Origin of the sequence: Halorubrum wangae, assembly GCF_051194135.1 — an archaeon.
GTDB lineage: Archaea > Halobacteriota > Halobacteria > Halobacteriales > Haloferacaceae > Halorubrum.
This window is the reverse complement of the sequence record NZ_JBLZNH010000004.1, coordinates 223,718-250,300: the sequence shown is the minus strand read 5'-3', so window position 1 is coordinate 250,300 and position 26,583 is coordinate 223,718. Positions and strand designations below refer to the sequence as shown.

Annotated in this window: 29 protein-coding genes and 2 tRNA genes; 10 read left to right on the top strand and 21 right to left on the bottom strand. The window is 67.1% G+C overall.

Annotated features, from left to right (window positions below; all coding sequences use genetic code 11):
• The first annotated feature begins 52 nt into the window (after positions 1–52).
• Positions 53–892, top strand: coding sequence for a VOC family protein (locus tag ACNS84_RS13680; RefSeq protein WP_435075419.1), 840 nt, complete (start codon positions 53–55; stop codon positions 890–892).
• Between the two features lie 49 nt (positions 893–941).
• Here the strand turns inward: ACNS84_RS13680 and ACNS84_RS13675 are convergent, their stop codons facing one another.
• The 6 genes from ACNS84_RS13675 to ACNS84_RS13650 form a co-directional block, all read right to left on the bottom strand.
• Positions 942–1,646, bottom strand: a complete 705-nt coding sequence (locus ACNS84_RS13675; protein ID WP_435075418.1) for an ABC transporter ATP-binding protein — start codon at positions 1,644–1,646, stop codon at positions 942–944.
• Complete coding sequence (locus ACNS84_RS13670) at positions 1,643–2,407, bottom strand: ABC transporter ATP-binding protein (RefSeq protein ID WP_435075417.1); 765 nt, start codon at positions 2,405–2,407, stop codon at positions 1,643–1,645. Before ACNS84_RS13670 ends, ACNS84_RS13675 begins: the two co-directional genes overlap by 4 nt.
• Positions 2,404–3,444, bottom strand: a complete 1,041-nt coding sequence (locus ACNS84_RS13665) for a branched-chain amino acid ABC transporter permease (protein WP_435075416.1) — start codon at positions 3,442–3,444, stop codon at positions 2,404–2,406. Before ACNS84_RS13665 ends, ACNS84_RS13670 begins: the two co-directional genes overlap by 4 nt.
• Positions 3,441–4,355 carry a branched-chain amino acid ABC transporter permease gene (locus ACNS84_RS13660; protein WP_435075415.1) on the bottom strand — a complete coding sequence of 305 codons (915 nt, stop codon included), beginning with the start codon at positions 4,353–4,355 and terminating at the stop codon, positions 3,441–3,443. Before ACNS84_RS13660 ends, ACNS84_RS13665 begins: the two co-directional genes overlap by 4 nt.
• 4 nt (positions 4,356–4,359) lie before the next feature.
• Entirely contained in the window at positions 4,360–5,604 is a 1,245-nt protein-coding gene (locus ACNS84_RS13655; RefSeq protein ID WP_435075414.1) for an ABC transporter substrate-binding protein, read from the bottom strand.
• 293 nt (positions 5,605–5,897) lie between these two features.
• On the bottom strand, positions 5,898–6,869 hold the full coding sequence (locus tag ACNS84_RS13650) for an ornithine cyclodeaminase family protein (protein WP_435075413.1): 972 nt from the start codon (positions 6,867–6,869) through the stop codon (positions 5,898–5,900).
• Positions 6,870–7,028: 159 nt separating this feature from the next.
• Between ACNS84_RS13650 and ACNS84_RS13645 the strand changes: the two genes are divergently transcribed.
• Entirely contained in the window at positions 7,029–8,189 is a 1,161-nt protein-coding gene (locus tag ACNS84_RS13645; protein ID WP_435075412.1) for an NAD(P)/FAD-dependent oxidoreductase, read from the top strand.
• A 93-nt stretch (positions 8,190–8,282) separates the two neighbouring features.
• Positions 8,283–9,107: a DUF7537 family lipoprotein gene (locus tag ACNS84_RS13640; protein WP_435075411.1), complete on the top strand. Its 825-nt coding sequence runs from the start codon at positions 8,283–8,285 to the stop codon at positions 9,105–9,107.
• 125 nt (positions 9,108–9,232) lie between these two features.
• Here ACNS84_RS13640 and ACNS84_RS13635 read toward each other — a convergent pair.
• Positions 9,233–9,307 (bottom strand) — tRNA-Val (locus ACNS84_RS13635).
• A gap of 82 nt (positions 9,308–9,389) precedes the next feature.
• Here ACNS84_RS13635 and ACNS84_RS13630 point away from each other — a divergent pair.
• The gene (locus tag ACNS84_RS13630; RefSeq protein ID WP_435075410.1) at positions 9,390–9,914 is read left to right on the top strand and encodes a hypothetical protein; all 525 of its coding nucleotides are present in this window, start codon (positions 9,390–9,392) and stop codon (positions 9,912–9,914) included.
• A 4-nt stretch (positions 9,915–9,918) separates the two neighbouring features.
• Here ACNS84_RS13630 and ACNS84_RS13625 read toward each other — a convergent pair whose 3' ends face one another.
• The 5 genes from ACNS84_RS13625 to phoU form a co-directional block, all read right to left on the bottom strand.
• A complete protein-coding gene (locus ACNS84_RS13625) occupies positions 9,919–10,197 on the bottom strand; it encodes a DUF7553 family protein (protein WP_435075409.1) in 279 nt (92 codons plus the stop codon).
• A gap of 112 nt (positions 10,198–10,309) precedes the next feature.
• On the bottom strand, positions 10,310–10,843 hold the full coding sequence (locus ACNS84_RS13620; RefSeq protein WP_435075408.1) for a cob(I)yrinic acid a,c-diamide adenosyltransferase: 534 nt from the start codon (positions 10,841–10,843) through the stop codon (positions 10,310–10,312).
• Entirely contained in the window at positions 10,840–11,079 is a 240-nt protein-coding gene (locus tag ACNS84_RS13615; protein WP_435075407.1) for a glutaredoxin family protein, read from the bottom strand. The genes ACNS84_RS13620 and ACNS84_RS13615 overlap by 4 nt, the downstream gene beginning before the upstream one ends.
• Positions 11,080–11,207: 128 nt before the next feature.
• Positions 11,208–11,606, bottom strand: a complete 399-nt coding sequence (locus ACNS84_RS13610) for an acyl-CoA thioesterase (RefSeq protein WP_435075406.1) — start codon at positions 11,604–11,606, stop codon at positions 11,208–11,210.
• Between the two features lie 227 nt (positions 11,607–11,833).
• A complete protein-coding gene (phoU, locus tag ACNS84_RS13605) occupies positions 11,834–12,508 on the bottom strand; it encodes a phosphate signaling complex protein PhoU (protein WP_435075405.1) in 675 nt (224 codons plus the stop codon).
• 228 nt (positions 12,509–12,736) lie between these two features.
• Between phoU and ACNS84_RS13600 the strand changes: the two genes are divergently transcribed.
• Entirely contained in the window at positions 12,737–13,843 is a 1,107-nt protein-coding gene (locus tag ACNS84_RS13600) for an NAD(P)/FAD-dependent oxidoreductase (protein WP_435075404.1), read from the top strand.
• Positions 13,844–14,039: 196 nt separating this feature from the next.
• Here ACNS84_RS13600 and ACNS84_RS13595 read toward each other — a convergent pair.
• Positions 14,040–14,114 (bottom strand) — tRNA-Val (locus ACNS84_RS13595).
• Between the two features lie 204 nt (positions 14,115–14,318).
• On the opposite strand from ACNS84_RS13595, the gene ACNS84_RS13590 reads away from it, so the two are divergent.
• Positions 14,319–15,440 (top strand): M24 family metallopeptidase, encoded by a 1,122-nt coding sequence (locus ACNS84_RS13590; protein WP_435075403.1) that lies wholly within the window; start codon positions 14,319–14,321, stop codon positions 15,438–15,440.
• Between the two features lie 24 nt (positions 15,441–15,464).
• On the opposite strand, the gene ACNS84_RS13585 is transcribed toward ACNS84_RS13590, so the two are convergent.
• The gene (locus ACNS84_RS13585; protein WP_435075402.1) at positions 15,465–16,853 is read right to left on the bottom strand and encodes an NAD(P)/FAD-dependent oxidoreductase; all 1,389 of its coding nucleotides are present in this window, start codon (positions 16,851–16,853) and stop codon (positions 15,465–15,467) included.
• Between the two features lie 184 nt (positions 16,854–17,037).
• Here ACNS84_RS13585 and ACNS84_RS13580 point away from each other — a divergent pair, with 184 nt between their 5' ends.
• Complete coding sequence (locus ACNS84_RS13580) at positions 17,038–18,393, top strand: sodium-dependent transporter (RefSeq protein ID WP_435075401.1); 1,356 nt, start codon at positions 17,038–17,040, stop codon at positions 18,391–18,393.
• A 19-nt stretch (positions 18,394–18,412) separates the two neighbouring features.
• Here the strand turns inward: ACNS84_RS13580 and ACNS84_RS13575 are convergent, their stop codons facing one another.
• The 6 genes from ACNS84_RS13575 to ACNS84_RS13550 form a co-directional block, all read right to left on the bottom strand.
• Positions 18,413–19,243 carry a glycerophosphodiester phosphodiesterase gene (locus ACNS84_RS13575; protein WP_435075400.1) on the bottom strand — a complete coding sequence of 277 codons (831 nt, stop codon included), beginning with the start codon at positions 19,241–19,243 and terminating at the stop codon, positions 18,413–18,415.
• 168 nt (positions 19,244–19,411) lie between these two features.
• Entirely contained in the window at positions 19,412–20,068 is a 657-nt protein-coding gene (locus ACNS84_RS13570) for an AIM24 family protein (protein WP_435075399.1), read from the bottom strand.
• Between the two features lie 100 nt (positions 20,069–20,168).
• Positions 20,169–20,819: a hypothetical protein gene (locus ACNS84_RS13565; RefSeq protein WP_435075398.1), complete on the bottom strand. Its 651-nt coding sequence runs from the start codon at positions 20,817–20,819 to the stop codon at positions 20,169–20,171.
• A gap of 96 nt (positions 20,820–20,915) precedes the next feature.
• A complete protein-coding gene (locus ACNS84_RS13560) occupies positions 20,916–21,581 on the bottom strand; it encodes a cytochrome c biogenesis CcdA family protein (RefSeq protein ID WP_435075397.1) in 666 nt (221 codons plus the stop codon).
• Positions 21,578–22,126, bottom strand: coding sequence for a TlpA family protein disulfide reductase (locus ACNS84_RS13555; protein WP_435075396.1), 549 nt, complete (start codon positions 22,124–22,126; stop codon positions 21,578–21,580). The genes ACNS84_RS13560 and ACNS84_RS13555 overlap by 4 nt, the downstream gene beginning before the upstream one ends.
• The gene (locus tag ACNS84_RS13550; protein WP_435075395.1) at positions 22,123–22,818 is read right to left on the bottom strand and encodes an SCO family protein; all 696 of its coding nucleotides are present in this window, start codon (positions 22,816–22,818) and stop codon (positions 22,123–22,125) included. The genes ACNS84_RS13555 and ACNS84_RS13550 overlap by 4 nt, the downstream gene beginning before the upstream one ends.
• A 270-nt stretch (positions 22,819–23,088) precedes the next feature.
• On the opposite strand from ACNS84_RS13550, the gene ACNS84_RS13545 reads away from it, so the two are divergent.
• Positions 23,089–23,295 carry a cold-shock protein gene (locus ACNS84_RS13545; RefSeq protein WP_004046191.1) on the top strand — a complete coding sequence of 69 codons (207 nt, stop codon included), beginning with the start codon at positions 23,089–23,091 and terminating at the stop codon, positions 23,293–23,295.
• Between the two features lie 184 nt (positions 23,296–23,479).
• Positions 23,480–24,187 (top strand): DNA repair and recombination protein RadB, encoded by a 708-nt coding sequence (radB, locus tag ACNS84_RS13540; protein ID WP_435075394.1) that lies wholly within the window; start codon positions 23,480–23,482, stop codon positions 24,185–24,187.
• A 417-nt stretch (positions 24,188–24,604) separates the two neighbouring features.
• Here the strand turns inward: radB and ACNS84_RS13535 are convergent, their stop codons facing one another.
• Positions 24,605–25,744 (bottom strand): CBS domain-containing protein, encoded by a 1,140-nt coding sequence (locus ACNS84_RS13535; protein WP_435075393.1) that lies wholly within the window; start codon positions 25,742–25,744, stop codon positions 24,605–24,607.
• 132 nt (positions 25,745–25,876) lie between these two features.
• Here ACNS84_RS13535 and ACNS84_RS13530 point away from each other — a divergent pair, with 132 nt between their 5' ends.
• A complete protein-coding gene (locus ACNS84_RS13530; protein ID WP_435075392.1) occupies positions 25,877–26,566 on the top strand; it encodes an HAD family hydrolase in 690 nt (229 codons plus the stop codon).
• Positions 26,567–26,583: the final 17 nt, after the last annotated feature.

Sequence of the window (26,583 nt, the reverse complement as noted above, 5' to 3'; positions counted from 1 at the left end):
CCCGACCGCGCCACCCCGAAACAGCTTTGATCGTCGGTGTCGGCCTCCAACTATGGATATACACATCGACCACGTAACCGTCGCGGGGCGGGACCTCGACCGGCTCGCGGACGCGTTCTCGGCGGCCGGACTCCCGGTCGAGTACGGCGGCCGCCACTCCAACGGGGTCACGCACATGTCGATCGTCGGCTTCCGGGACGGGAGCTACATCGAACTCATCTCGACGCTCGAAGACGGGACGGAGTCACCGTGGTGGGACGACGCAATTCGGAACGACGGCGGCCCGTGCGCGTGGGCCGCCCGCGCCGACGACATCGAGGCGATGACCGCGACGCTCCGCGACCGCGGCGTGGTCGTCGACGGACCGAGCGGCTACCAGCGAGAGCGAGAGGACGGGACGCTCGTCGAGTGGGACCTCACGTACCTCGAAGACGGCGATCCCGGGGCTCGGCTCCCGTTCCTGGTCGCTGACCGCACGCCCCGCGAGCGACGCGTCCGGCCGACCGGGGAACTGGCGTCGTCGCCGGTTCGAGGGATCGAGACCGTGGTCGTCGCCGTCCCGGAGCTGTCAGCCGCGGTCGACGCGTTCGAAACCGCCTTCGACGCCGCCGAACCGACGCTGAGCGAGTGCGACGACCTGCGCGCGGAGGTCGCGGCGTTTTCGGACCTCCCGGTCGCGCTGGCAGAACCGGAGGGCGACGGCTGGCTCGCCGACCGCGTCGAACGCGCCGGCGCCTCGCCCGCCGCGTACCTCCTCGGGTACGAGCCCGGCGCCGACCACGGGTTTGACGACCTCACGGCAGGGTCGGTCGGCGAGCGCTCGGTCGAGTGGCTCCCGGTTACGCACCCCGCAGGGCGTCGGTACATCGGACTCGTCGCGACGGACGAATAGCTGGAGACGCGCCCTGAACAGAAAAAAAAGCGAACCGCGAATCGCTCGGCTACCCGCCGAGGAACTGCTGTCGGACCTCCTCGTCGTTGAGTAGCGCGTCTCCGTCGTCCTCGTAGCGGTTCTCGCCGCCTGCGAGCACGTAGCCGCGATCGCAGCGTCGGAGCGCTTCCTTCGCGTTCTGCTCGACCATCAGGACGGTCGTTCCGGCGTCGTTGATCTCGTCGACCCGGTCGAACATCTCGTCGACCAGGTCGGGAGCGAGGCCCGCCGACGGCTCGTCCAGCAGCACCACGTCCGGATCGAGCATCAGCGCACACCCCATCGCGAGCATCTGTTGCTGGCCGCCTGACAGGGAACCGGCGTCCTCGTCGGTTCGGTCCGCAAGTGCCGGAAATCGGTCGTACACGTCTTGTTTCCGGCCTTCCGGAAAGCCGTCGAGCACGTACGCACCGAGTCGGAGGTTCTCCTCGATCGTCAGCGTCGGGAAGACGTTGTCCGTCTGGGGGACGTAGCCGATACCGTTCCGAACGGCTTCTTCGGGCTCTGCCCCCGCGATATCGGTCCCTCGGAGCGTGATCTCGCCGCCTTGGTGGGTCGCGAGTCCGATGATGGTCTTCATCACCGTGGATTTCCCGGCTCCGTTGGGGCCGACGATGGTGACGTATTCGCCCTCGTCGACGTGGAGGTCGATCCCGGATAGCACCTGCAGGTCGCCGTAGCCGGCGTCGAGATTCGAGACGTTCAGCAGGCTCATTCGGCGTCACCTCCGAGGTACGCCTCGATGACGCGCTCGTCGGATAGCACCGCGTCCGGATCGCCCTCGACGAGCAGGCTCCCCTGCTGAAGCACGATCAGCCGGTCGACCAACTCGCTCAGCGTCTCGATCTCGTGTTCGATGATGACGACGGTCATTCCACGGTCGTTGAGGTCCGCGATCCGCTCGGCGATCTCACCGGTCAGTGTCGGATTGACACCCGCGAACGGCTCGTCGAGCATGAGGATGTCCGGGTCGAGCATCAGTGCGCGAGCGAGTTCGAGCAGCTTCCGCTGGCCGCCGGAGAGGGTGCTGCTGTACTCGTCCGCGAGGTGGTCGAGTTCGAACGCCTCGATCAGCTCGTCGGCCCGCTCTCGAACTCCCTCCTCGTGCTCCTGCATCGCGTCGCTCCGGAGCAGTGCCGGGATCGTCCGCTCGCCGGGCTGGTCTGGCGCGGCGAGCCGAACGTTGTCGCGGACGGTCATCGTTTCCAACTCTCGGGTGTCTTGGAACGTCCGGACGAGGCCCTGGTGAGCGAGCGACTCCGGGGAGTCCCCGGTCACGTCGGCACCGTCCAGCGTGACCGTCCCCGAATCGGGCTTGATGACGCCGCTGACGCAGTTGAAGAACGTCGACTTGCCCGCGCCGTTGGGGCCCATCACGCCGACGATCTCGCCGTCGTCGACGGACATCGACAGCTCGTCGACGGCGCGCAGCCCGCCGAACTCCTTGACGAGCCCGTCGGTCGAGAGCAGACTCATCGATCCACCCCCAGTTCGCGGGCGTCGCCCCAGATTCCGGCGGGTCGGTACCGTATCACCGCGACGAGGATCAGGCCGACGACGATGAGCCGGAGCGAAGCGAACACGTCGCCCGAGACCGGCGTCACGTCGAGCGCGAAGCGGGAAACGAGCCGCAGTCCCATGATGATCGCCAGTCCGGCCAACACCGCACGGTGGTTGGCAGCCCCGCCGAGAAGCATCCCGATCCAGATCGTCACCGTCACCTGAATCGTGAAGAAGCCGGGCGCGACCGCGCCGTTGTACAGCGCGAACAGTCCGCCAGCGAGTCCGGCGAGGGCGGCGCCGTAGACGAACGACTGTGTCTTGTACGTGATCGTGGACTTTCCGAGCGACCGCGTCACGAGCTCGTCGGCCCGGATGGCCCGAAGCGTGCGGCCGTACGGGGCCTTCGTGAGTCGCGTGACGCCCGCGAGGGTCACCAGCGTGACGCCGCCCAGCATGAGCAGCGTCACGACCAACCTCGTGTCCCCTTCGACGAGCGCGGCGATCGGTCGCGGCACGCCGAGGATCCCGACGTTACCGCCGAAGGTACCCTCGAAGTTGACGAACACGGAGTGGAATATCTCCGCGGTCGCGAGGGTGACGATCGCGAGGAAGTCGCCCCGGAGCCGGATCGACGTGGCGCTGACTGCGAGGCCTAACACCGCGGCCGCGAGGACGCCGACTGCGAGTCCGACGGGCCACGGGTAGCCCAACGCGATCCCCGAGAAGCTGTCCTGTGCGGACAGCATCGCGGTTGCATAGGCTCCGGCCGCGAAGAAGACGACGTGGCCGAAGTTGACCAGTCCGGTGTGACCGTACTGGAGGTCGAGTCCCAGCACGAGCATCCCGTAGATGACGAACAGGATTCCGACTTCCGCGAAGACGTACAGCGCGCTCGGAAGTTGCGCACGTACCGGCGTGAACGCGAACAGCGCGCCGATGAGCAGGCATGCGACACCCGCGATCAGCGCGCGGTCGCCGTGGCCGTCGGGTAGTGTATCGAGGACGCTCACGCTTCACGCACCTCTTTCCCGGCGATACCGCTCGGTTTGACCAACAAGACCGCCACGAGAATGACGAACGCGACCGCCGAAGACAGTCCGGTCATCGACGATGGCAGGAACGCGGTCGAAATTGCGAGCACGAGGCCGATAACGTACGCCCCGACGATCGCTCCGTACGGGCTCCCCGCTCCGCCCAGAATGGCGGCCGAGAGGATCTGCAGGATGTGGCTGAAGCCGGTGTCCGCGCTGACGTTCGTCTGGATGGCCATCAGCACGCCCGCCAGACCGGCGAGGACTCCTGCGAGAACCCAGACGCTGTCGCGGATCAGCTGCGTGTCGATGCCGCGGACACGCGCGAGGCTCTCGTCGTCGCCCATCGCCCGCATCGCTATTCCCACGTTCGTTCGGGTCAGCAGGCCGTGGATAGCCACGAACACCGCCACCGCGGCGCCGAGTACGATCAGCTGTTCCGACGTGACAAAGAATCCGCCGAGCAGGTCGACCGGCCCGAGCGAGACCTCGGGAATGGTGTCGAACCGGTACGTCGCGGTCTCTGTCTCGAAGTACCGCGCGCCCCGGCCACCGACGAGCCGGATCGCGTTTCGGAGTGCGATACCGAGTCCGATGGACGTGAGCAGCATCGGAACCGGACCGGTGTCGTTGATCGGGGTGAAGAAGCCGCGGGCGAGGACGATGCTGACGACCCCCCCGCCGACCATGGCGACGAGGGCCGCGATCGGCAACGGAACCGGTATCATCGTCGCCGCCACGAGGCCGATGAACGCGCCGAGCGTGAGGTACTCGCCGTACGCGAAGTTGATCATATTCACGATCCCGTAGATCAGGGTGAACCCGATCGCCGCGATCGCTATGTACGACCCCGTGACCAGTCCGAAGATGATCTCCTGTAGCAGCCCCATCGATTCAGTATTCGCCTTCTGCGACGTACTCGCGCACGTCTGCAGCCGATACCTCGCTGGTGGCTACGAATTCTCCGTCCTGTGCCGTGTTGATGGTCACGGTCCCGAAGACGTTCCCGTGCTGCGTGAAATCAACGGGCGTCGCGGCGCCCTGATAGTTGATCTCCTCGCCGTTTGCGAGCGCCTCTTTCCCCTCGGCGAAGGTGGAGACCTCCGTCCCCCCGCTGCGGCTGACGGGCCCGAGGCTGGACTGGATCGCCTCGGGATCCGTCGAGCCCGCGTGCTCGATGGCCAGCGCGGTCACCTGCACCGAGTCCCACGACGGCGGCGTCCAGCTATTGATCGACGCGTCGCCCGCCTCGGTGTAGATTCCCTCGAAGGTGTCGTACCCCGGACCGGACCGACCGGGCTGGGCGACCCACGCGCCGTTGAGGTCGCTGCCGACCTGGTCGATGACCTCCTGCTGTGCCAGCGTGTCCGAGAGGATCGGCTGTCGGCCGTACCCGCCGTCGGACCAGTCGCCGAGCGCCGTGATCGCCGACTCCTGAGGCATACTGACGAGGAACGCATCGAAGTCGGCGTCGAAGAGCCGACTGAGCGCGGACTGGTAGCTCGACGCGCCGAGTTCGACCTCGACGCGCTCTTCGACCGTGCCGCCGTTATTCTCGAAGACGGAGAGGAACCCGTCGACGTAGCTGCGCTCGCCCTCGGTGTTCCCGTTGATCACGCCGAGAGACTCGTAGCCCTCTTCGAGCGCGTAGACGGCGCTCCCGCCGGTGTGGACGGTGTCGCCCACCACGGTCCGCCACACCCACTCGTCGTCGCTCGTGTCGTCTGGCGTCCCCTTGTCGCCGCCACGGGTGTCGAGGAACGTCGATCCGGGCCACGGCGTGACTATCGGTGTCTGAAGGTCCTGCAGGAAGTCCCAGAGGGGGTTGATCTCGCTGGAGAACAGCCCCACGATGGCCGCGGCGTCGTCGTTTTCGACCAGCTGAGTCGCGACGGTACGGGCCTCCTGCGGGTCGACGGCGGTGTCGCGGCGCACGAGTTCCAACTCGGCGTCGAGCGGCCCGCCGGCCTCGTTGATGTGCTGAACTGCGGCGTCAGCCGCCTGCGAGACGCCGGGCTGCAGGAAGTCGAACGCGCCGGTCAGCGCGCCGGGCTGGCCGAAGACAATCGTTTCTGGAGCCGTGTCGCCGCCCGTGGACCCGGAGCCGCCTGAGTCGTTTTCATCCCCACCGAAACTCACGCAGCCGGAAAGTCCGGCGATACCGCCCGCGCCGGCCGCGGTTAAAAACGCCCTCCGGCTCGCACTCTTATTGGTGTTTGAAGCCATGAAAAATCTCCTTGTACATGATATAATAAAGTATGGGGCGACCATGGTCGCATTCAAGTGATTCTCCGCCTAAATGTGCATTTATTTTCCAAATAATCATCGCTATTTAGCGAAGTATGGATAGAAACCGAACATGTGTCTGCTATGTCAGCTACGGCGCTACTTGGCTGCTGTCCTGAAGACGTTCGCGTGATCCTAAGCAGCCCTCACAACGAGACGGTCGTCCCGTCGCCGGCCTCGACCGCGCGGCGGTAGACGGCCGCCCCGGCGGCCGCGTCGAGCGTCGCGGACCCGACGCTCGCGACCACTCTCGTGGCCGTCGAGTCGGGCGGCGAGCGCCGACCGGCGATCAGGTCGCCGAACGGCACGAGGTCCTCGACGCCGATGTCGCTCGCGAGCAGGTCACCGGTCTCGGCGACCTCACCGGGTACGTCCGCGAACACCGCCGCCGCCGCTTCGAGGACGGCCGGATCCAGCTCCTGCATCTCGTCGGTGAACGCGCCCACTGCCACAACCAGCGCGCCCGGGTCGAGCGCGTCCGCCGGGAAGACCGGCGCGGTCGCGGTCGTCGCCGTCACCACCACGTCGGCGCCTGTGACGGCCGCCCGCGGCGTGTCGACCGCCCGAGCCGGGAGTCCCTCCTCAGAGAGGTCGTCGGCACACGCGAGTCGGGAGTCGCTCGGTGAGTAGATTCGGACGTCGTCCAGTCCGGCTACGGTCGCAATGGCGCGAGTCTGCCAGCGTGCCTGTGCCCCGGCGCCGATCACCCCGAGGGTAACCGTCTCCGGAGCCAGTTCGCGGACGGCGAGGGCGCCGAGACATCCCGTGCGGGCGTTGGTGATCGTCGTGCCGGCCATGTACGCCTCCGGCCGGCCCGTCCGGGCGTCGGTGAGCGCGATCTGTGCGTTGATCGTCGGGAGTCCGCGGTCCGCGTTCCCCTCGTGGACTCCGACGAGCTTCGTGGCGTACTGCTCCTCGCCGTGGATGTACGCGGGCATCGTGATGGCAGTCCCCGTCGGTTCGTCTCCGTCGAGGCCGGCTCCGACCGGAAAATGTGGCCGGTCGGGACGCTCTACCGCTCCCGCCGCCTGTTTCGCGAGCGCGTCTCCCACCACGTCGACGAGCGTCGGGAGATGAAGATGTGTGTGGACGACGTCTTCGGAGAGCAGGAGTACCATGTTTGTCGGGGTCACTCCCGGGTGTCTTAGGTGTGACTCATGGACCGATACGTACGGTCTGCTCGCACCCGGCACACCGATATCGACCGATCGGCTTCCGGTGACTCGGTCTCGCCGACGGCCACCACCGCTTATATCGCCACAGATCGAGGAGTCCTCATGGACGTATTGGTCTGCGGCGGTGGGATCGTCGGGCTGGCAGCCGCATACGAACTCGCGGACCGCGGTGCGGACGTGGTGCTGTGCGAGCGCGGGTCGCTCGGAGCCGGGAGCACCGCACGCGCGGCCGGCGGCATCCGGTCGCAGTTCTCGACGCGAGTCAACGTGGAGCTCTCGCTCGCCAGCAAGCCGGTTTGGAACTCGTTCGAGGAACGATTCGGCGTCGACATCGGACTCCGCAAAAACGGGTACGTGTTCCTCGCTCGCACCGAGGAATCCGCCGACCAGTTTCGCGAAAACGTCGCCATGCAGCGGGAGTTGGGTACTGCGTCGGAGCTGTTGACACCCGCGGAAGCGGCCGATCACTGCCCCGGAATCGATCCCGAGCCGTTCGTCGCGGCGACGTACAACCCCGACGACGGGGTCGCCGACCCGAACCTCGCCGTGCAGGGCTACGCCGCCGCTGCCCGCGAGGCGGGCGTCGATATCCGAACCAAGACCGCCGTCACAGCCGTGCACCGGGACGCCGGCCGCGTCGTCGGCGTCGACCTCGACACAGCGGGAGGGACCGAGCAGATGGCGACCGACTGCGTCGTGAACGCGGCGGGCGCATGGGCCGCCCAAGTGGGGAGGCTGGCAGGCGTCGAACTGCCGATCTCGCCGCGTCGCCGCCAGATCGCGGTCGTCGAGCCCTCGACCCCGGTCCCCGAGTCGGCCCCGCTGACCATCGACCTCGACACGGGGTCGTACTTCCGGCCGGAGCGCGACGACATCGCGCTCGTCGGGGGTCATTTCGCTGATGCCGATCCCGACGCAGATCCGGATCGCTACGACGAGGGACTGGATATCAACTGGGCTGCGGAGGCGGTGGAGCGGGCGGGCGCGTACACGGACTACTTCGGCCCCGAGACGCGCATCCGGCGCGGCTGGGCGGGCCTGTACGCGGTCACCCCGGACCATCACCCGATCGTCGAGACGTCGATACCGGGGCTGGTGACCGCCGCCGGGTTCTCCGGTCACGGATTCCAGCACGCACCCGCTACCGGACGGATCGTCGCCGATCTCGTTCTCGAGGGCGAGACGGAGGTCGTGGACGTGTCGGCGCTCGCCCGGGAACGGTTCGAGCAGGGCGCGGCGCTCACCGAGCGAAGCGTCGCCTGAGCGCGGCACGCGGTGCTCTCGTCGAACGCGTGTGCACAGACCGGAGCGCGACGCTACGTATTCATTTATCCCCCCTCACGTCGTACAACTGTCATGTATTCGGGCCGTATCCGCCTCTTGGTCGTTGTGTTGCTCGTCGTCCTCGCCGGATGCGCCGGCGGTGGAGACGTCGCACCAGACGCCGAGGGCGCCGACTCGGCGGGCGGATCGGCCGGAGGCAATGACGGGGCGACCGGTGGCTCTGCCGGGAGCGGAAGCGACGGCGGCGACGAGTTCGAATTGGGCGACCCCGAGAGCATCCTCCGCGATGCGGGGAGTTTCACCGTCACGTGGTCGTACGCCGGCGTCGACGCGAACGGCGTTGAAACCGAGTTCACCAGAGAGTTCTACGCTGACCTCGCGTCCGAACGCTCCTACAGCCGGACCGTGTCCGCGACCGACGGACAGGCAGACGCCGGGAGCGTAGAGCGGTTCGTCGCCGACGGCGTCACGTACGTCCGGATGGGCTCCGGGGACGACGCGTTCGTCTCGTCGCAGGAAGGGTCGACGGAGGTACTCGGGACCGCCATCGCGCTCTCGCAGGCTCGTGCGTACGATGCCGACGACGACCTGGAATTCGCCGGCACCGAGACGTTCGACGGCGTGACGGTGGACCGGTATGAACTGTCGGCTGCCGACAAGGCGTTGATTCAGGCCGGGTCGGTCGCCGCTCAGGACAATCCCGGCACTCTGGAGATAACGGACTTCGAGTACGTCGTCCTGGTCGACGAAGACGGTCTCTCTCGCTACGAATCGTGGTCGTTCTCCGGACGAACGGACGACCAACGTGAGGTGAGCGGATCGTGGGAGTTCTCGCTAACGGCGATAGGAGCGACTACCGTCGAGGACCCTGACTGGTTGGACGAGGCGGGAGCGTAGCCGGTCTGCCGCCCTCGCAACCGTCGCGTTTGTCATTCAATCAGGTCGGTAACCGTGCAGATGGCGATTCAAAAGTCACTAGCGAAACTGCGGACGGCTGTCACTCAGGGGGGCAGGAGAACGTATGGGTTGGGGCGGATTCGAACCGCCGACCTGCTCCGTGTGAAGGAGCCGTCATAACCTGGCTAGACCACCAACCCGCGCGTTTTGAGGTACCTGATGTCGGGACTTAAGGGTTACTTTGTCGCCGGGATTCATCAGCCGGGCGCCCCATGTCATGCTGTGACCCACGAACTCCGATTCCTGGAACGGGTGCGCCAGGGCGTCACGAGCCTGCTGCACCTCCCGCTGTCGGCGGTCGGGCTCTACGCCGAGCGGGAGACCCCCCGAGACCAGTACGCGCTCACACTTCACGAGCCGTATCAGGTCGTGGAAGCGCGGCTGCATCGACTGGGGTTCGTCCGCAACCTCGTCTCCTCTCTGAAGTTCCGGGAGTACGCGATGCCTTCCGAGACGTCGGTCGCGAGCTGGGTCCGGTATCCCGACGGCGCGCTCGCCAGCGACTCGCAGCTTCACCTCGCGCTGTTCGTCGGGCCGGCCCGCACGACGACCGACGTCTACGCTCACTGGGAGCCGTCGTGGATCCGCCACCCGATCCGTCACTATCGAGCGAAAGACGTCGACGCGGCGGCCGGCATCGAACGAACCCGCGCGCTGTTCGAACGCGAGGGCATCGAGTACGCCGTGGTGCCGGCCGACAGACGCGTCGCGCTCGGGGCGGACCCCGAGAGCGACCCGGAAAACTGAGTCGTTACTCCGCGGCGGCGTCGTGGCCGCGGTACTCTTTCACACGCGCACGGGCGGACGCAATCGCCTCGCGGGCCTCGCCTTCCGCGCGCTCCTCTAACTGCTTCAGGTCGGCCTGAATGCGGTCCAGTCGCGAGGGCTCCGGCTCCTCCGCTTCCTCTTCGGCACCGATCAGTCCCTTCACGCGTGCCTCGACCGGCTCCAACTCCTCTTTCACGCCCGCCTTCGCGTGTTCCGCCGCTCGACCGAGGTAGTACCGTGCGTCTTCGAAGTGCTTACTCATATCTGTCCTTTAGAAGGCGACGGATATATTCTTTGTGGCTGTGGGAAACCGACAGAATCGGCTTCGACCGTCGTTCCGGTTGCTTTCGACCGGACTCGTGCTCCCGTGCGTCTCAGTACGTGGGCGACTCCTCGGGCTCGCCGTCGCGGGCGTTCGTGACGCGCCCGAGCGTGAACAGCAGATCCGAGAGGCGGTTGAGGTACGACACCACCACCTCGTTGATCGGTTCGGAGCGCGCGAGTTCGACGACCCGACGCTCGGCGCGGCGGGTCACGGTCCGGGCGTGATGGAGGCGCGCTCCCGATTGGCCGCCGCCGGGCAGGATGAACGATGTCAGTGGCTCCAACTCCTCGTCGAAGGCGTCGATCCGGGCTTCGAGCGTCTCGACGAGGTCCTGCTCGACCTGCGGGTCCTCCGGGTCCGGGTCAGGATTCGCGAGGTCCGCCTGCACGACGTGGAGGTGGTTCTGCACCGTCGCGAGCAGTTCGTCGAGATCGTCGTACCCGGTCGGTCGCACGGTTCCGATCAGCGCGTTCGCCTCGTCGACTGTCCCGTACGCCTCGATCCGCGGGCTGGACTTCGACACGCGGCTCATGTCTCGGAGGTCGGTGTCGCCCTCGTCACCGCGTCCCGTGTAGATGGTCATGCGAGGGTCTGCTCGACGTACTCCAAAATGTTCGCGCTCTCGGCCATCGTCACGCCGCGCGCCTCGTCGATCAGGACAGGGACGCCGCGCTGACCGCTGACTCGCTTCACTTGGTTACGGCCGGAGTGGAGCGCGTCGACCCACCTGGTCTCGTACTCGATACCGGCGTCGTCGAGCGCGTCGGACACCTTCTCACACCACGGACAGCCGTCCAGCGCGTAAAGTCGAAGCGTCATACCCGATACGTCGGCGCGCGACGGCAAGAAGGTACGGTGTCGGAGAGTCGCTCCAGTACGGTCGCTCCGGTACAGTGGCGCCGGCAACGGATCGGTCCGATGGCGAGCCGAGTCGGTGGACGGTACCGTTACAACTCGTGGTATGACATCATCTCCTCGCGGAACGCGGGCGGGATCGGCACGGGCTCGCCGGAGTCCGGATCGAGACTGACGAGCGTCGTCTCTCCCTCGGCCACGACCGCGTCGTCGACCCGGAACTCGTAGGTCATCGTCACGCTGGATCGACCGATCTCAGTGACGTCGACGTCGACCGTGACCGTGCTGTCCGCCAGTTCGACCGGCCGTCGAAAGTCGAGCGAGAGCGACGCCAGCACCGACGACACGCGCGACAGGTCGGCATCGAGGACGTCGCGGTAGTACTCGGTTCGGGCCTGTTCGAGGTACGTCGCGTAGACGGCGTTGTTGACGTGCCCCATCGCGTCGATGTCGCGGAATCGGACGTCGATCTCGGTCGTGTACGTGGTCATGTCCGTACCTCCGCGGGAAGGGGTTTGTAGGCGTCGGGATCAGTCAACAGCGGGCGCGTTCGATCGCCGTGAGACAGCAATAGGGCGGCCCGACGAACGGGCGAGGCGTCCCGACGAACGGGCGAGGCGTCCCGACGAACGGGCGAGGCGTCCCGACGAATGGACGTGGTCCTCCGCGAATGGGCGTGGTCTCCCGCGAACGGACGAAGTTGTCCCGCGAGCGGGCGTCAGTACAGCAACGCGTCGTCGTTCTCGATCATGTACAGCGACCGAGCGGCGATGTTGACGGCGTGGTCGCCGACGCGTTCGAGGTCGCGAATCGTGAGCAGGAGCCGGGAGACGTTCTGCATCGTCCCTTCGACGCCCGCCTCTTCGCGGAGTTCGTCGCGCTCGATGAGATCGCGGACGACGAGGTCGCTCGCGGCCTCGCAGTCGGCGTCGATCTCGTCGTCGGCTTCGGCGACCGAGTAGCATAGGTCGGAGTTCGAGTCCGCGTACGCCTCCATCGCCTCTTCCAGCATTGCCAGTGTCTTGTCGCCGATCCGCTGAACGTCGACGTCGGGGAACACCTCGTGGTCGGCCTGCTTCGCGTACCCGCCGAGGTTCGTCGCAAGGTCCGCGATCCGTTCGAGGTCGGTGATGATCTTGAACGAGGCTGCGATGAAGCGCAGATCGCCCGCCACCGGCTGCTGAAGTGCGATGAGGTCCGTACACTGCCCCTCCAGTTCGAGGTACAGGTCGTTGATCTCGGCGTCGCCGGCGATGACCTTCTCGCCTAGTTCCTCGTCTTGCTGCTCCAATGCGTCGAGACCCATCCGGAGCCGTTCCGTGACGACCTCGCTCATGTAAAGCACGTCGTCACGGAGCTTCTCCAGTTTCGACTGGTACTGTTCGCGTGGCATGTTGTCGGCGTATTTGCCTCACCGAACGTATAAAAACACGTCGGCGACCGGCCGAAAGTTCGGCTGTTCCCGGTCCCGATTCCTCCGGCCAATCGGTCGCATCCACAGGGTCCGTCGGTGGCCGAAGAGACCGGTCGGCAGGGGGTTTAGACCGCTCCAGGCCGGTGGCAGAGACGTACGCGACGGCCGTGAGAAACTATTTAGCGAAACCGACGCACTACGACGGTAATGGATCCGGTCGTCATTATCGGAGGCGGCGTCATCGGCGCCAGTCTCGCGTTTCACCTCCGATCTCACCCCCGTCCCGTCGTCTTGTACGAACGCGACGCGCTCGGCTCCGGAACGTCCGGCGACTCCGTCGCGCTGTTCGTCTGGCATCAGTCGACGCCGGATCGGTCGAGCCACGCGCTCCGAGCCCGGTCGTGGGAGCAGTACGCACCGCTCATCGACGACGAGACGCTCAGCTTCGAGCAAATCGGAACGCTCGACGTCGCAAGCGACGAGGCGGAGGCCGACGAGCTTCGGGCGGTCACGGCGGAGCTCGACGAACTCGGCGTCGAGGCCTCGTTCCTCGGACCGGACGCGGTCGCTGACCACGGCCTCGACCCCGCCGCCGTTTCCGGGGCCATGTGGACCCCGGAGGACGGCTACCTCGATCCGTCGGAGATCATTCAGCACTACGTCCGCGAGGCGACCGACGCGGGAGTCACCGTCGAGACGCAGACGGCAGTCACCGACGTCGTGACCGAAGGCGGCCGCGTCACGGGAGTCGAGACCGAAAACGGGACGCGGTCGGCCGCCGCCGTCGTGAACGCGGCGGGACCGTGGGCACCGGACGTGAACGAGATGGTCGGCGTCTCGCTCCCGTTTCGGCACAACCGCGGTCCGGTGGTCGTCCTTCAAAAGGACGAGCCGTTCGACCTCCCGTTCGTGCAGTTTAGCGACGGACTCTACTTCCGCGGAGAAGGACGGAACCAAGCGCTCGCGGGGAACTTCGGCGCGAGCTACGCGGAGGCGACGCGCCTGTCTCCGACCGACGCCCGGTCTGTCGATCACCAGTTCTACCTCGACATCGAGGACCGCATCCGGGAGCGGATACCGCGACTCGACGGCGTCGAACTCGTCAACGAGTGGGTCGGTGTTCGGACGCTCACGCCCGACGGCGCCCCCGTCGTCGGGACGACGGCCGTCGACGGCTTCTTCGTCGCCGCGGGGATGAACGGACTCGGCATCACGCTGGCGCCGGCGGTCGGGTCGTACCTCGCCGAGGTGATCGCGGGCGACGCCGTCGATGCCGACCTCGAGACGTTCCTGTCACCGGCGCGATTCTCGTAGCCGATTCCGGGCCGGCCGATCACCGAAGTTCCCCAATGCTGTCGGCTCCGCTGGCGGAGTCGGCATCGCTCAGGGACGAGAAGAGACCCGTCGGACGAGGTATTTCCGTCACACTCGTCTCCGGAGACCGCATCGTAGCAGCGTTCACTCGCGGTAGTGAAGCCTCTCAGCACAGTGGGGTTCGCTTATAAGGGAGTGGGTTGGGGCAGATTTGAACTGCCGGCCTCCTCCATGTCAAGGAGGTGTCATAACCGGACTAGACTACCAACCCGAGTGGGCTTACTGACGCATCTCGTGGTATCCGGGGGACGTAATTGAACCTTTCGTTTCGGACGCCCGTGGCGGGCCGCGGTCCCGCGATCCAGTCCGAGTCGCTCGAGCCGAATCGCGTCCCGTCAGGGGCACTTTCGAACTCGGTGCGGTCGGCGTCGCGGGCTTTCGACCGCTTTTACTGGATTGGCGAGAGCCGGTTGGTATGGTCGATCTCGCCGCCCGCACCGAGAGGCTCGATTCGTACCTCGACGAACGCGGGCTCGAAGCGGTCTGGTTCGCCAAGCCGAACGGGTTCGCGTGGCTCACCGGCGGCGACAACGTCGTCGACGCCGACGCCGACGTGGGGGTCGCCGCCGCCGGCTACGACGGCTCGCTCCGCGTGATCACCGACGACATCGAGGCGGAGCGACTCGTCGACGAGGAACTCCCGGACGCGTTCGCGGTGGAGTCGTTCCCGTGGTACACCGGTTCGCTCGCCGAAGCGGTCAGCGAGCGGTCGCCCGCATCCGCCGCCGCCGACTTCGAGGTGCCGGGCTTCGAGCGCGTCGATGGGGCGCGGCTGCGACAGCCTCTCACTGACGACGACGTCGAGCGGTACCGTGAGCTGGGCCGTGAGGCCGCCGCCGCCGTCGAGACCGTCTGCCGCAATCTCGAACCCGAGGACCCGGAGTACGAGGTCGCCGCCGGCATCGATATCTCGCTCGCCTCGCGCGACGTCGACACCCCCGTCGTGCTCGTCGGCGGCGCGGAGCGCGCGCAGGCGTATCGGCACTACACGCCGAGCGACGCGGCGCTCGGCGACTACGCGCTCGTCTCCGTCACCGCCGAACGAGCCGGACTCTACGCCTCCCTGACGCGAACCGTCGCCTTCGACGCCCCCGACTGGCTGGAGGAGCGCCACCGGGCGGCGGCCCGCGTCGAGGCGACGGCGCTCGCGGCGACCGAGGCGGCCGCGGCCGGTGCGCTGACCGAGTCGGACGGCGTCGACACCGCCGGCGACGTCTTCGACGCGATCCGAGCGGCCTACGACGCGGTCGGTTTCGCCGACGAGTGGGAGCGTCACCACCAGGGCGGCGCCGCGGGGTTCGCGGGTCGCGAGTGGATCGCCGCACCCGGCAGCGACGAGCCGATTCGACAGCCGATGGGCTACGCGTGGAACCCGACGGTGCAGGGCGCGAAAAGTGAGGACACGCACCTCGTCGCGTCCGACTTCACCGAGACGCTGACGAAGACCGGCCAGTGGCCGACGCACGAGGTCGAACCGGTCGACGTCGCCGGACTCTCGACCGAGCCGCGAGAGCTGTCCGCGCCGGTCATCCGCTGAATTGGCCCCGTCGGGGCGCGTTCGTCAGTAGACGTACTCGCTCTCGTCGATGCCGACGTAGTCCTTCTTGACGCGGCGCTTGTTCCACTTGTAGCCGAGCATGAGCTTCGCCGACTCCCACCCCGAGCGGTACGGTTGTGCGAGGAGGCCGTCGTCGGCCTTGGCCGCGAGCATGGCGTCGGCGGCACCGATGATCCGGTTCCAGTCGTCCGGCTCGTAGTCGGCGACCATGTCGGCCATCGTCACGTTGCGGACGATCTCGTCGCCGATCGCCTCCTTCCAGCGCCGGTTGTAGGGGGCCAGGTCGCCCTCGGCGGCCAGTTCGCCGGCGATCGCGCCGGTTCGGACCGCGACGTGGTCGCCGCCCTCGTGGAAGGCGGATGTCGTCCCCATCGCGCCGCCGACGACCACGACGCCGGCGTCCGTCGGCGAGTCGATCGGCCGTGTCGAGGAGATAGGGTACGTCTCCGTGCCGTTCCGTTTGCCGGCCTCCTCGACGAGGGGGAAGTCGGCTTCGACGTCGTACTCGTCGCCGTACTGCCACTCAAGGAGGCGTCGGATGTACTCGCCGCCCTTCGGGATCGACTCGTCGTCGGGCTCAAGCAGGGCGTACGCGTCCCGATCGAACTCGTCGATGTCGAGGCCGATCGGCATCGTCAGTCCGATCCGGCAGACGCGGTCGTCGTTGGGGAAGATCCACGGATACGCCGTCTCGCCGGGCATCACGCCCCACCAGAAGACGAGCGCGTCCTTCACCTCCTCGTACACCGCCTCGGGCACCCGACGGTACTCCTGATAGGCGATGTGGTTCGCCGTGCGCGAGGCGAGCCGCTCGGAGGCGGCGGCATCCGCGGGCAGGTACTCGTCGAGCACGCGATTGGTCACGGTTCGCTGCGGGCCGTCGGCGAGCACGAGGAAATCGGCCCCGACCGACTCACCGGAGGCGAGTTCGACGACGTGACGGGGATCGTCGCTTTCGTCGTCGACGGACAGGTCCGTGTCGACGCCGCGGACCGACACGCCGACGCGGTACTCCGCCCCGGCGTCCTCGGCCCGGTCGCGGAGCCAGTCGTCGAAGCGAGCGCGGTGGAAGGTGTACCCGAACTTGTCGTACGACGATTCGATCCCGGTCGATCTGAGCGTCGCCGCCTCGTCGGGCCCCCGGAACTCCGCGCGGTTCAGTTCCCGCTGGACGACGCCGTCGTCGAACTCATCGGGGTGAATCCCCATGATATCGACCCAGTAGTCCAGGATCCCGGCGGCGTCAGTCGAATCGGGACCGAGCCGGTCGCGGTCGGCCCGCGGCACCCCCTTCTCGAAGACGAGGGCGTCGGCGCCGCCGGTCGCGGCCGCGTGCGCTGCGGAGGCGCCGGCCGGACCGCCTCCAACGATAGCGACGTCTACGCGTTCCATACCCCGTGAGGTAACCCTCCGGCTATTAAATTCACGGTCCCAGACCGATCGAGCGGGACCAGGACGTCGCGATCGCCGAAATGGTGGCCCTCGCTCGGTGCGGCGGATCGTACAGGGACGTTGATGTCGGTCTGCGCGTCGGAAAAACACGTTTAAAAGCCACCACGGAATTCCTCCGATACCAATGGCACGCGAGACATGGGCGACCCGAGCGGGATTCATCCTCGCAGCGGTGGGTAGCGCAGTCGGACTCGGGAACGTGTGGCGGTTTCCGTTCATCACCGGTCAGGAGGGTGGCGGCGCGTTCCTCCTCGTCTATCTGCTCTTCGTCGCACTGATCGGCTTCCCGGCCATCCTCGTCGAGCTCGTGATCGGACGGCACACGAACCTGAACCCGGTCGGCGCGATGCGAGAACTCGGCGACGGCGCGTGGACCTCCCTCGGCTGGCTGTTCGTCGCGATCGGTTTCGTCATCCTCTCGTACTACAGCGTCGTCGCGGGCTGGTTCCTCCGATACACGCTGATCGGGATCACGGAGGGGTACGCGCTCGCCGGCGCCGAGGAGGCCGGCGCGCTGTTCGGATCGGTCTCGACCGGTCTCGACTCCCTGCTGTTCCACGCCGTGTTCATGGCGGTCGTCATCGCGATCATCGCCGCCGGCGTTCGGAACGGCATCGAACTCGGCGTGAAGGTGATGGTGCCGGCGATCATCGTGCTGCTCGTCGGTCTCGCGGCGTACGCGTTCACGCTCGACGCCGCGGGCACGGCCTACGCCTACTACCTCACGCCGGACTTCGGCTACCTCGCCGCGAACTGGACGAGCATCCTGCCGGCCGCCGCCGGACAGGCGTTCTTCACACTGTCGCTCGGGATGGGCGTGATGATCACGTACGCGTCCTACCTCGGGCAGGACCGCAACCTCGCGTCGGACGCAGCGGTGATCGTCGCACTCGACACGCTCATCGCAGTGATCGTCGGCTTCGTCGTCTTCCCGTTCCTGTTCGCGGCCGGGATCGAGCCGGGCGGTCCCGGCGCCAGCGCCGTCTTCGTGAGCCTCACCACGGCGTTCTCCGGTATCCCCGGCGGACGGATCATCGGGATCGTGTTCTTCGCGATGGTGGGGACCGCGGCGCTCTCCTCCGCGATCAGCATCCTCGAGGTGCTCGTCTCGTACCTGATCGACGAGGTCGGCGTCGGCCGTGTTCCTGCCGCGTCGGCCGTCGGGGTCGCCGCCTTCCTGCTCGGCGTCCCCGTGACGATCGACCTGATATTCCTTGACCTGTACGACAAACTCGCAGACGGGATTCTGCTCGTGCTCGGCGCGCTGCTCCTCGCGCTGTTCGTCGGCTGGGTGATTCCGGACGTGGCTCGCGACGAACTGGCGGTCGGAATCGGCGACATCGGCAGACTCGGGATTGCGTGGATATGGATCGTCCGCGTTCCGATCGCCATCGTCGTGATCGTCTCGCTGTCCCTCGGAATCGCCGACTACGTTGGGTTCCTCAGAGGCGACTTCGCCGCGTGGCTGGCGTCCCGATAACCGGGTCGGGAAGGAGCGCTCAGTCGCGTAACAGCGTCGAGTAGTCGGCGATGACGCCGTCGACGCCCGCCGCTGCGAGTCGGTCCGCTTGATACCACGTCTCGACGGTCCAGACGTTCACCGCGCGCCCCTCCTCGTGCGCGGTGGCGACGAGCGACTCACTGTCGGCGTCGGCCTCGGGGTCGCCGAACCGCCCCGCGTCGAAGAAGGGCGTCCCTCGGATCGCGTCGACGGGCGGATGGATCGCCGCCGCGTCGTGCTCGCGGGCGATCGCGAGTCCGTCCGAGATCGAGTCCGACACCAACGGGGCGACCGGCAGCGACGACGCCTCCCGGACCGCCGCGAGTGCTCCCTCGCAGAACGACGAGCAGAGGACGTCGTGTTCGACGTCTTCGACCACGTCGAGCACGCGGTCGACGAAGGGGCGCCAGACCGCCGTCCGCTCGACGAGCGTCTCGCCGCGGAGCTTCTCCCCGGGACGGAGGTCCCACCGGCCGGGATTCTTGAGTTCGACGTTCACGCCGACTGCGGGGGGAACCGCGTCGAGCACGTCCGCGAGCAGCGGTACGGTCTCGCCGCTGGCGAGCACCTCGGCGTCGGTGACCGTCGCGGTGTCCGTCTCCCAGACGACGCCCGTCGCGTCGGTGAGTCCGCGACCGTCGCGGGCGGAGAGCCTCGCGTCGTGAATGAGGACCACGTCACCGTCGCCGGTAGGTACGGCGTCGACCTCGACCCAGTCGGCTCCGCGGCTCGCGGCTCGCTCGACGGCCGACACGGTGTTCTCCGGGTTCTCGCCGGCGAACCCACGGTGGGCGATCAAGGTCGGAGGGCGGTGTGTCTCGTCGGTCATGTCGCTTCGAAATCGGTCTCGACCGGGACGCCGACCGCCTCGGTGACCCCAGCTCTGATCCGTGCGAGCCGGGTGGGCGGATATTGGCCTTCGTCGCGGTCGGGAGCAGGTTAGACCTCGCGGTCGGCGATCGGTCCGTCGCGGCCGTCGGTCATTGTCGAGTGACGATCAGACGTGTTCCTCGTACGGCTGAACGACCACGAACCCGTCCGCGTCGTCGAATCGCATCTGGTACCGTTCGCCGGACTCCTGGCCGACCATGTCCGAGAGGCTGCGATTAACCTCGACGCTGGGGGACGTTCCGGCCCACGCGACGGTCGCGCTGGGGTCCGTCGCCACCGGCGTCTCCAGAACGATCGGGTCACCGTGAGTGGTGAGCGCGACGTATCCCGGGCCTTCGAGGAAGACGTTGCTGAACCCGCCGGCGAACGATCCGGCGAGGCTGTCGATAGTGCTGATCTCGTAGGAGAGCGACTCATCGAACGCGAGCACGTCCTCGCCGTTGACCGTGATCGACTCGCCGGCGTCGAGTTCGATGACCTGCACCTTCTTTCGGTCGTCGGCGAAGTAGACGTGACCCCGACCCTCGACGGCCATGATCGGCGTCCCCTCGCCGGTCGCGGCCTGCTTGAGGAACCCAGTGATACCGCCCTCGGCGGACGCCTTCCCGGTAAACGAGACGTCGCCGGTGTATGCGATCATCGAGCCGGCCTTCGCCATCACGGTCCCGTCGACGTCGACGTCGAGGGTGTAGCTGTTCTCGCGCTGAAACCGTTCACCGTTCTCGGTCGGTGCGTTCTCGGCTGTGAACTGATCTAAATTCATGTGCGGGGACCGAACCGAACGGTTCGGCTACGGGTGAATTATCCGCTTTCGAATATGAATGTTTGTGATGTTCGGGCCGTTGCCTCGGGGTCCGACGCTCTCACTCCAAGAGGATCGTGAGGCTCCACGTGCCCGACGGACCGGCCTCCGAATCCGGCCGACCGATCGAGACGGTCGTTTCGAATCGGTACTCGCCCACCGGGAGGCAGGCGTCCTCGCCGGGCGTCGCGTAGAGATCAATTAACCGCTCGCTCGATCCGCCGGCGTCGATATCGATGGTGCGGTACTCCTGGGTGGTGGCCACGGTGTCGGTGAGCCGCCAGCACCCGGGTTCGGCAGGAAACTCTCCCTCGGCCGGAAGAAACACGAGGTCGCCGGAGTCGTCGCTCACGTACTCCAGGTGGACCGCCCGCCCTTCGCCGACGGTGACGGTTTCGTCGCTCGTGTTTTCGAGGACCGTCCTGAGCCGCGGCGGCGCCGATTCCGTCGCGGCCTCCCGGACGACTTCGACGGCGGGGGACACGGGGAAGTCATCGAGCCCGTCGACCGAGACGATCGTGACCCCGGGTCCGCCCGTCCCTTCCGGACGCGTTCCGTTCGCACCGTCGCCGCCCGATCCGTCGCCGTTTAGCCCGTCGCCATTCGGCCCGTCACCGTTCTGTGGGTCGCGGCCGAGACAGCCCGCACTCCCGACGAGGAGCGCCGAGCCGACGCCGACGCCGCGGAGATACCGCCGTCGCGTGCTAACCATGACGCCCAATAAGGACGCCCAGACGGATATGCGTGTCTGTCGGCCGACACGCCGGCGAACGATGAGTAGCGGGGACCTCCCGGATCGCGACGGAAATCAGTACACGACGAGCGAGAGGTACAGCTGTCCGATGCCGGCGACCACCATCACGGCGCCGGCGAGCCGCTTGAAGCTCCCGGCGTGGGCCATCACTCGGTTGGCGTTGCTGATCAGCCCCACTCCCGTCGCGACGGTCGTGGCGGCCATCAGCACCGCGACGACGCCGGCGTACACGGAGAGGACGAGCACGGCCGCGTCGCCGGGGAGTGCGATGGCGCGCGCGATGACGGCGAGGAAGACCGGCGCGACGCAGCCCGCGCCGGCCAGCGCGTACCCCGCGCCGAACAGTCCGAACCCGAGGACGCTCGACCGCCGCTTCGGCAGCGAGACGGACACGGAGGGCGCCCGCCCGGCGACGACGAGCAGTCCGAACACGATGAGTAGCCCACCGACGAGCGTCTCGAAGACGGTGATGTTCGACAGCGTCGACTGGCCGATCCGGACCGTCGCGCCCGCGAGGAGCGCGAACGTCGCCAACACCCCGACCGCGGCCGAGAGCCCTCGGACGCCCGCGCCGGTCACCGAGGCGTCGTCGGCGTCGACGGAGTTCACGTAAAACCCGACGTAGCCCGGCAGCAGCGGGTACGCACACGGCGAAAAGAACGTCGCGACGCCGGCGGCCACGGCGAACGGGAGGTTGGTCGCGAGCGAGACGGCGGTCATCGATCCGTCGCGCCGTCGATGGCCTCCACGAGTCGATCCGCCGAGTGGACGCCCGAGTCGCTCCACGCGATCCGTCCGTCTGCGTCGAGTACGACCGCGGTGGGGTACCCGCCCACCTCGAGCTTCGCCGCCAGTTCGGCGGTGACGTCCGCCGCCACCAGCCAGTCGCCGTCGTGCTCACGCCACCACTGGGCCACCGTCGACTCGCTCACCGCGCCGCCGACGTCCTCCGTCGTCACCGAGACGAACAGGACCTCGTCGCCGACGCGGTCGTGCGCCGCGGCGAGGTCCGGCATCTGCTCTGCGCACGGGGGGCACCACGTCCCGAAGAAGTCGACGAAGGTGGGCCGTCCGTCCGCGGGAACGGTCACCTCACCGTCGCGGCTCCCCGGGGCGTCGATGGTCTGTATCGTCGTCGGCTCCACCGGCTGCGCGCCGCCGCTCCCCAGTCCGAGCGCACGCGGCGTGTTCCCGGTGGCGACCGCGCCGGCCCCGCCGAGGGCGCCGACGCTCGCGATCCCAGCCAAGAGGTGGCGGCGCCTCACGCGGTGATCACCTGCTCGAAGTCGCTCACGAGCCGTTCGATATCCGTCTGCGGCCCCCTCGGGTACGCCCGTTCGACGATTCCCCGTTCGTTCGCGAGGATGATCAGCCCGTAGTGCGGGAACTGATACTCCAGATTCTCGTTGTGGTCGGCGTCCACCTTCTCGATCACGAGTCCGAACTGCTCATCCATCAGCTCCTGGCTGCGTTCGTAGCTCTCCGGGCGGAGGAAGTGCCAGTTGCCCGCGTCGAGGTCGACGCCCTGCTGTCCGGCGTACTCTCGGAGGACGGCGGCGGTGTCACGCTCCGGATCGAACGTTTGGGCGAGGAACGCGATGTCGTCGCCGTACCCCTCCTCGGCGGCGAACGCCTGCGCGCGACGGAGCCGGAGAATGAGCGCCGGACAGACGCCGTCGGGGCAGTTTGTATAAAAGGACGTCCACAACACGGCGCGCTCGCCCTCGAAGTCAGCGACCGACACGTCCTCGCCCGTGAGTGGGTCGGGGACGGTAAAATCGGGCATTTCGTCGCCGTAGCTCGGATGCGACGCCTCGCTCAGGTCCAACTCTGGCGGTCCGAGGACCGTCCCCTCGGCGCCGGAGTCTCCGAACACGCCGAGGCAGCCGGCGGACGCGGTGGCGGCGGCTGCGGTCCCGGTCACGGCGAACGACCGCAGGTAGGTGCGGCGATCCATGTCTCTTGGTCGTACCTACGCGGACGCTCGTAAATGAACCTCGCGGCTGATGGCACGCGGTGAACACAGCCGAAGGAGGCCGTATTCCGGCTATCTGTCTGAAAAGAGCGGTGTACTCCCACAACGGAGGCGCCCCCGTGTTACTCTCGCGGGCGCGCGTTAGCCCGAGACCGGATCCGCGGGATCGATCCCGAGAACGCCACCCACGACGGTCGTGGTACCACGACCCTCGCAAGGGTTATCCCCCGAAGGCCTGTACGTTAGCTTGCAATGGCAAACGGTAAGGTTGACTTCTTCAACGACACTGGCGGCTACGGTTTCATTTCGACTGACGACGGCGATCTCGACGACGACGAGGACGTGTTCTTCCACATGGAAGACGTCGGCGGCCCGGACCTCGAGGAGGGCCAGGAGGTCGAGTTCGATATCGAGTCGTCCCCCAAGGGACCTCGCGCGACGAACCTGACGCGCAACTAACGATTCTACCGCGGACACCGCGTCCGCCCGCATTACCGGACTCCGCCGCCGGTCACTGAGACCGGCGGCAGTTCCGTTCTTTCGCAATTATTCACACGCCGAGCGACGCGTTCGACCGTCTGCTCTCGAAGGTGCGCCGCCGCGATCGACCCTTTAAATACAAACGCGAGCAACACGTCTCGTAGTGAGCGATCCGATTTCGACCGGCTGTCGACCGGTCGACGAACTGTTGGGTGGTGGGTTCGAGCGGGGGGTCGTCACGCAGGTGTACGGCCCGCCTGCGGCGGGGAAGACGAATCTCGCGCTCGCCGCGGCGGTGGAGGTGGCCGCCGCCGGCGACCGCGCCCTGTATATCGACACCGAGGGACTCTCGATCGACCGATTCGAACAGCTAGCCGCGGGTCGGGCCGCGGACCCCGACATCGACGACACGGTCGAGGAGATAGCGTCGCGGCTGGTGATCTCCGAGGCGTACGACTTCGAGGGTCAGCGGGAGGCGGTCCGCGACGCAGAGGAACTCGCCGAGGAGGTCGAGCTGATCGTGTTGGACTCCGCGACGGGCTTTTACCGACTGGAGCGAGCCGACGACACCGAAGGCGGGCAGTCGCTCCGGAAGGTCGCCAAACAGGTGACGCATCTCCTCTCGCTGGCGCGCCGCCACGACCTGGCCGTGGTGATCACCAACCAGGTGTTCACGGACCTCGACTCCGACCGCGACCGCGCGCTCGGAGGCAACACCCTCAACCACTGGACCGGCGCTATCCTCCGGGTCGACCGGTTCCGGGGCGGGAACCGCCGAGCCACGCTCGAGAAGCACCGTTCGAAGCCCGCCGGCGACTCGGTCACCTTCCAGATCGTCGACGACGGACTCGCCGAAGGCGCGGACGCGTGAGCGAGATCTCCGGCGAGACCTCCCGTCGGAAGGATCGTCCTGTACATGAGACGTACGCTCATCCTCCACCGGAATCCGTACTGAGTGACCGGGCGGACCGATTCTGAAGAGCGGCGATCCCGCCCGTGACTGCGTGACTCCTCGTCCCGGTAACCGCACCAGTATCCGTGATCGGCGGCTTTTGGCCCGAGAGCGTCGAAGAACCCATCGAGTCGGACGTCTCGGGCGGCGCTCCAGACACGATCGAATTCGGCGATGCCGCGCCCGGCTCCGGAGCGCTGGAGCGGCGCTCCCGCCTCGGCTGACGCGGTTAGGAGACCGGCTCGCGCGAGGTCGTTCGACGGACGGAAAAACGGTAGAAGTGGCCGACCGGAATCGGTTCAGTCGTCTCAGTCCGGCCGGTGGTCGGTCAGCGCGTTACAGCTCGCCGAGTTTGCGAAGCAGCTGCCCGCGGTACTCCTCGTCTGCGTTGACTCCCTTGATCTCGAGGACGTTACGCTCCAGCTTGTCGAGCGCGACGTGGAAGGCGTGTTCCGCCCCGTACCCTTCGCCCGAGCCGCCGACCTGCCCTTCGTTGGTCCGGAGTCGGATCTGACACTGGATCAGGGGCGTGCCGCGGAGCTTCTCCTTGTGCGCGTGAAGCCGGACGTGCGCGTGGATGACATGCATCGCCGCGTACTTGTCGGCGACCTGCTCGATCGACTTGACGATGTGTTCGCGGCTGGTCGTGTCGAGGAGGTCCACGTTGGTGATCTGGACGTCCATCGAGTCCTGCTCGGTGAACGTGAGCGCCCGGAGCACGTCGGTCTTCGTCACCATCCCGGCGACGGTGTCGCCGCCCTCGGGCGTAACGACGAGCCCGGAGACGTGGTTGTCGAACATGCGTTCGACGACAGCCTGTGCGGTCTCGTCGGCGGTCGCGGTGACGACGGGACTCGACATGATGTCGTACACAGGGATGTCGAGCATTCGGTCGATGTCGCCGGCGCGGTCGCCGCTACCCTGTCGCTCCTGGTCGCGCACGACGAACTCGACGATGTCGTTGGTGGTGACGACGCCGACCAGTTGGCCGTCCTCGTCGAGGACCGGAAGCCGAGAGATGCCGTTCTCGCGGAGGCGGTTGATCGCGCGCCCGACGCTGTCCTTCTCGTTGATCCCGATCACGTCCTCCGTCACGACCTGCCCGACGGTGATCGCGTCGAGGCTGTCGAGGACCGCTTCGAGTATCTGGTCAACCGTAACGATTCCGTAGAGCTTCTCGCCCTCGTACACGGGAGCGATCTTCACGTCGCCCTCTACGAGGAGACGGGCCGTCTCCCGCACGTCCTCGTAACGGTCGACAGAAGGCGCGGGCTTCATCACTGCCGACACTTTCGTGTCGTCTTCCATGCGTGAGCGCATGAGCTGCTTCTCCCCGACTACGCCGACGTATTCGCCGTCTTCGGTGACGATGATCCCCTTGGGATTCTCGCGCTCGAAGATGGACCGGACCTTGGCGAGTCGCTCGTCCACGTCGACCTCGACGTATTCCGACACCGCGATATCAACAATATTCATGGTCCAATCTCTAGGTTGGTCGCGCCGGGTATTGAAAGTGCGGGGGTCGTCATACGTGTTGAGACCGTTCCCGCGCCCACGGTGTCGAACACCACTGAAAGGCTTTTGCCGGTAACCCACGGAGAGGAGGGCGTGTACGACGCCGTCGTCCTCGACAAGGACGGTGTCCTCGTCGGTCGGACTCCGTTCGATACGCTCCGGGAGGCCGCCTGGGACGCGTTCGTGAGCCTCGGCGTCGAAGACCCGGACCTGGCCCACGTCGACGACGTCGCCATCGGCGTCGACCCCGCGACACTCGTCGATATCTGCGAGCGCTACGGGGTGGATCCGGTGGAGTTCTGGCGCGTCCGCGACGAGGTGGCCGCGACCGCGCAGCTCGACGCGGCCCGGAAGGGCCGAAAGACGCCGTACGATGACGTGGACGCGCTCCGCTACCTCGACGCGCCGCTCGCGGTGGTCTCGTCGAACCAACAGGCGACGGTCGACGCCGTCCTCGACCACTTCGACCTCGCCGGACAGTTCGAGGTGGCGTACGGCCGGGAACCCTCCATCGCCAGCCTCTCGCGGAAGAAGCCGTCGCCGTACTACCTCGAACGCGCCCTCGAGGACCTCGGCGCCGAGACGGCGCTGTTCGTCGGCGACAACGAATCCGACGTGCTCGCCGCCGACAACGCGGGCATCGACTCCGCGTTCGTCCGCCGACCGCACCGTCGCTCCACGGAGCTCTCGTGTCAGCCGACGTACGAGATCGACGACCTCCACGACCTCGTGAGCATCTGTGGGCGCGCGCCCGTGGACCCGGACGGCGGCACGCGTCGGTGAGCGACGGGGCGACGAGC

What these genes read in the sequence shown, in the direction of transcription:
- ACNS84_RS13640 (WP_435075411.1), top strand. Translation starts at nt 8,283, where the DNA reads ATGTATTCGGGCCGTATCCGCCTCTTGGTCGTTGTGTTGCTCGTCGTC.
- ACNS84_RS13680 (WP_435075419.1), top strand. Translation starts at nt 53, where the DNA reads ATGGATATACACATCGACCACGTAACCGTCGCGGGGCGGGACCTCGAC.
- ACNS84_RS13590 (WP_435075403.1), top strand. Translation starts at nt 14,319, where the DNA reads ATGGTCGATCTCGCCGCCCGCACCGAGAGGCTCGATTCGTACCTCGAC.
- ACNS84_RS13535 (WP_435075393.1), bottom strand. Translation starts at nt 25,744, where the DNA reads ATGAATATTGTTGATATCGCGGTGTCGGAATACGTCGAGGTCGACGTG.
- ACNS84_RS13625 (WP_435075409.1), bottom strand. Translation starts at nt 10,197, where the DNA reads ATGAGTAAGCACTTCGAAGACGCACGGTACTACCTCGGTCGAGCGGCG.
- ACNS84_RS13650 (WP_435075413.1), bottom strand. Translation starts at nt 6,869, where the DNA reads ATGGTACTCCTGCTCTCCGAAGACGTCGTCCACACACATCTTCATCTC.
- ACNS84_RS13615 (WP_435075407.1), bottom strand. Translation starts at nt 11,079, where the DNA reads ATGACGCTTCGACTTTACGCGCTGGACGGCTGTCCGTGGTGTGAGAAG.
- ACNS84_RS13620 (WP_435075408.1), bottom strand. Translation starts at nt 10,843, where the DNA reads ATGACCATCTACACGGGACGCGGTGACGAGGGCGACACCGACCTCCGA.
- ACNS84_RS13675 (WP_435075418.1), bottom strand. Translation starts at nt 1,646, where the DNA reads ATGAGCCTGCTGAACGTCTCGAATCTCGACGCCGGCTACGGCGACCTG.
- ACNS84_RS13575 (WP_435075400.1), bottom strand. Translation starts at nt 19,243, where the DNA reads ATGACCGACGAGACACACCGCCCTCCGACCTTGATCGCCCACCGTGGG.
- ACNS84_RS13660 (WP_435075415.1), bottom strand. Translation starts at nt 4,355, where the DNA reads ATGGGGCTGCTACAGGAGATCATCTTCGGACTGGTCACGGGGTCGTAC.
- ACNS84_RS13570 (WP_435075399.1), bottom strand. Translation starts at nt 20,068, where the DNA reads ATGAATTTAGATCAGTTCACAGCCGAGAACGCACCGACCGAGAACGGT.
- ACNS84_RS13600 (WP_435075404.1), top strand. Translation starts at nt 12,737, where the DNA reads ATGGATCCGGTCGTCATTATCGGAGGCGGCGTCATCGGCGCCAGTCTC.
- phoU (WP_435075405.1), bottom strand. Translation starts at nt 12,508, where the DNA reads ATGCCACGCGAACAGTACCAGTCGAAACTGGAGAAGCTCCGTGACGAC.
- ACNS84_RS13580 (WP_435075401.1), top strand. Translation starts at nt 17,038, where the DNA reads ATGGCACGCGAGACATGGGCGACCCGAGCGGGATTCATCCTCGCAGCG.
- ACNS84_RS13565 (WP_435075398.1), bottom strand. Translation starts at nt 20,819, where the DNA reads ATGGTTAGCACGCGACGGCGGTATCTCCGCGGCGTCGGCGTCGGCTCG.
- ACNS84_RS13610 (WP_435075406.1), bottom strand. Translation starts at nt 11,606, where the DNA reads ATGACCACGTACACGACCGAGATCGACGTCCGATTCCGCGACATCGAC.
- ACNS84_RS13645 (WP_435075412.1), top strand. Translation starts at nt 7,029, where the DNA reads ATGGACGTATTGGTCTGCGGCGGTGGGATCGTCGGGCTGGCAGCCGCA.
- ACNS84_RS13585 (WP_435075402.1), bottom strand. Translation starts at nt 16,853, where the DNA reads ATGGAACGCGTAGACGTCGCTATCGTTGGAGGCGGTCCGGCCGGCGCC.
- ACNS84_RS13560 (WP_435075397.1), bottom strand. Translation starts at nt 21,581, where the DNA reads ATGACCGCCGTCTCGCTCGCGACCAACCTCCCGTTCGCCGTGGCCGCC.
- ACNS84_RS13550 (WP_435075395.1), bottom strand. Translation starts at nt 22,818, where the DNA reads ATGGATCGCCGCACCTACCTGCGGTCGTTCGCCGTGACCGGGACCGCA.
- ACNS84_RS13545 (WP_004046191.1), top strand. Translation starts at nt 23,089, where the DNA reads ATGGCAAACGGTAAGGTTGACTTCTTCAACGACACTGGCGGCTACGGT.
- ACNS84_RS13670 (WP_435075417.1), bottom strand. Translation starts at nt 2,407, where the DNA reads ATGAGTCTGCTCTCGACCGACGGGCTCGTCAAGGAGTTCGGCGGGCTG.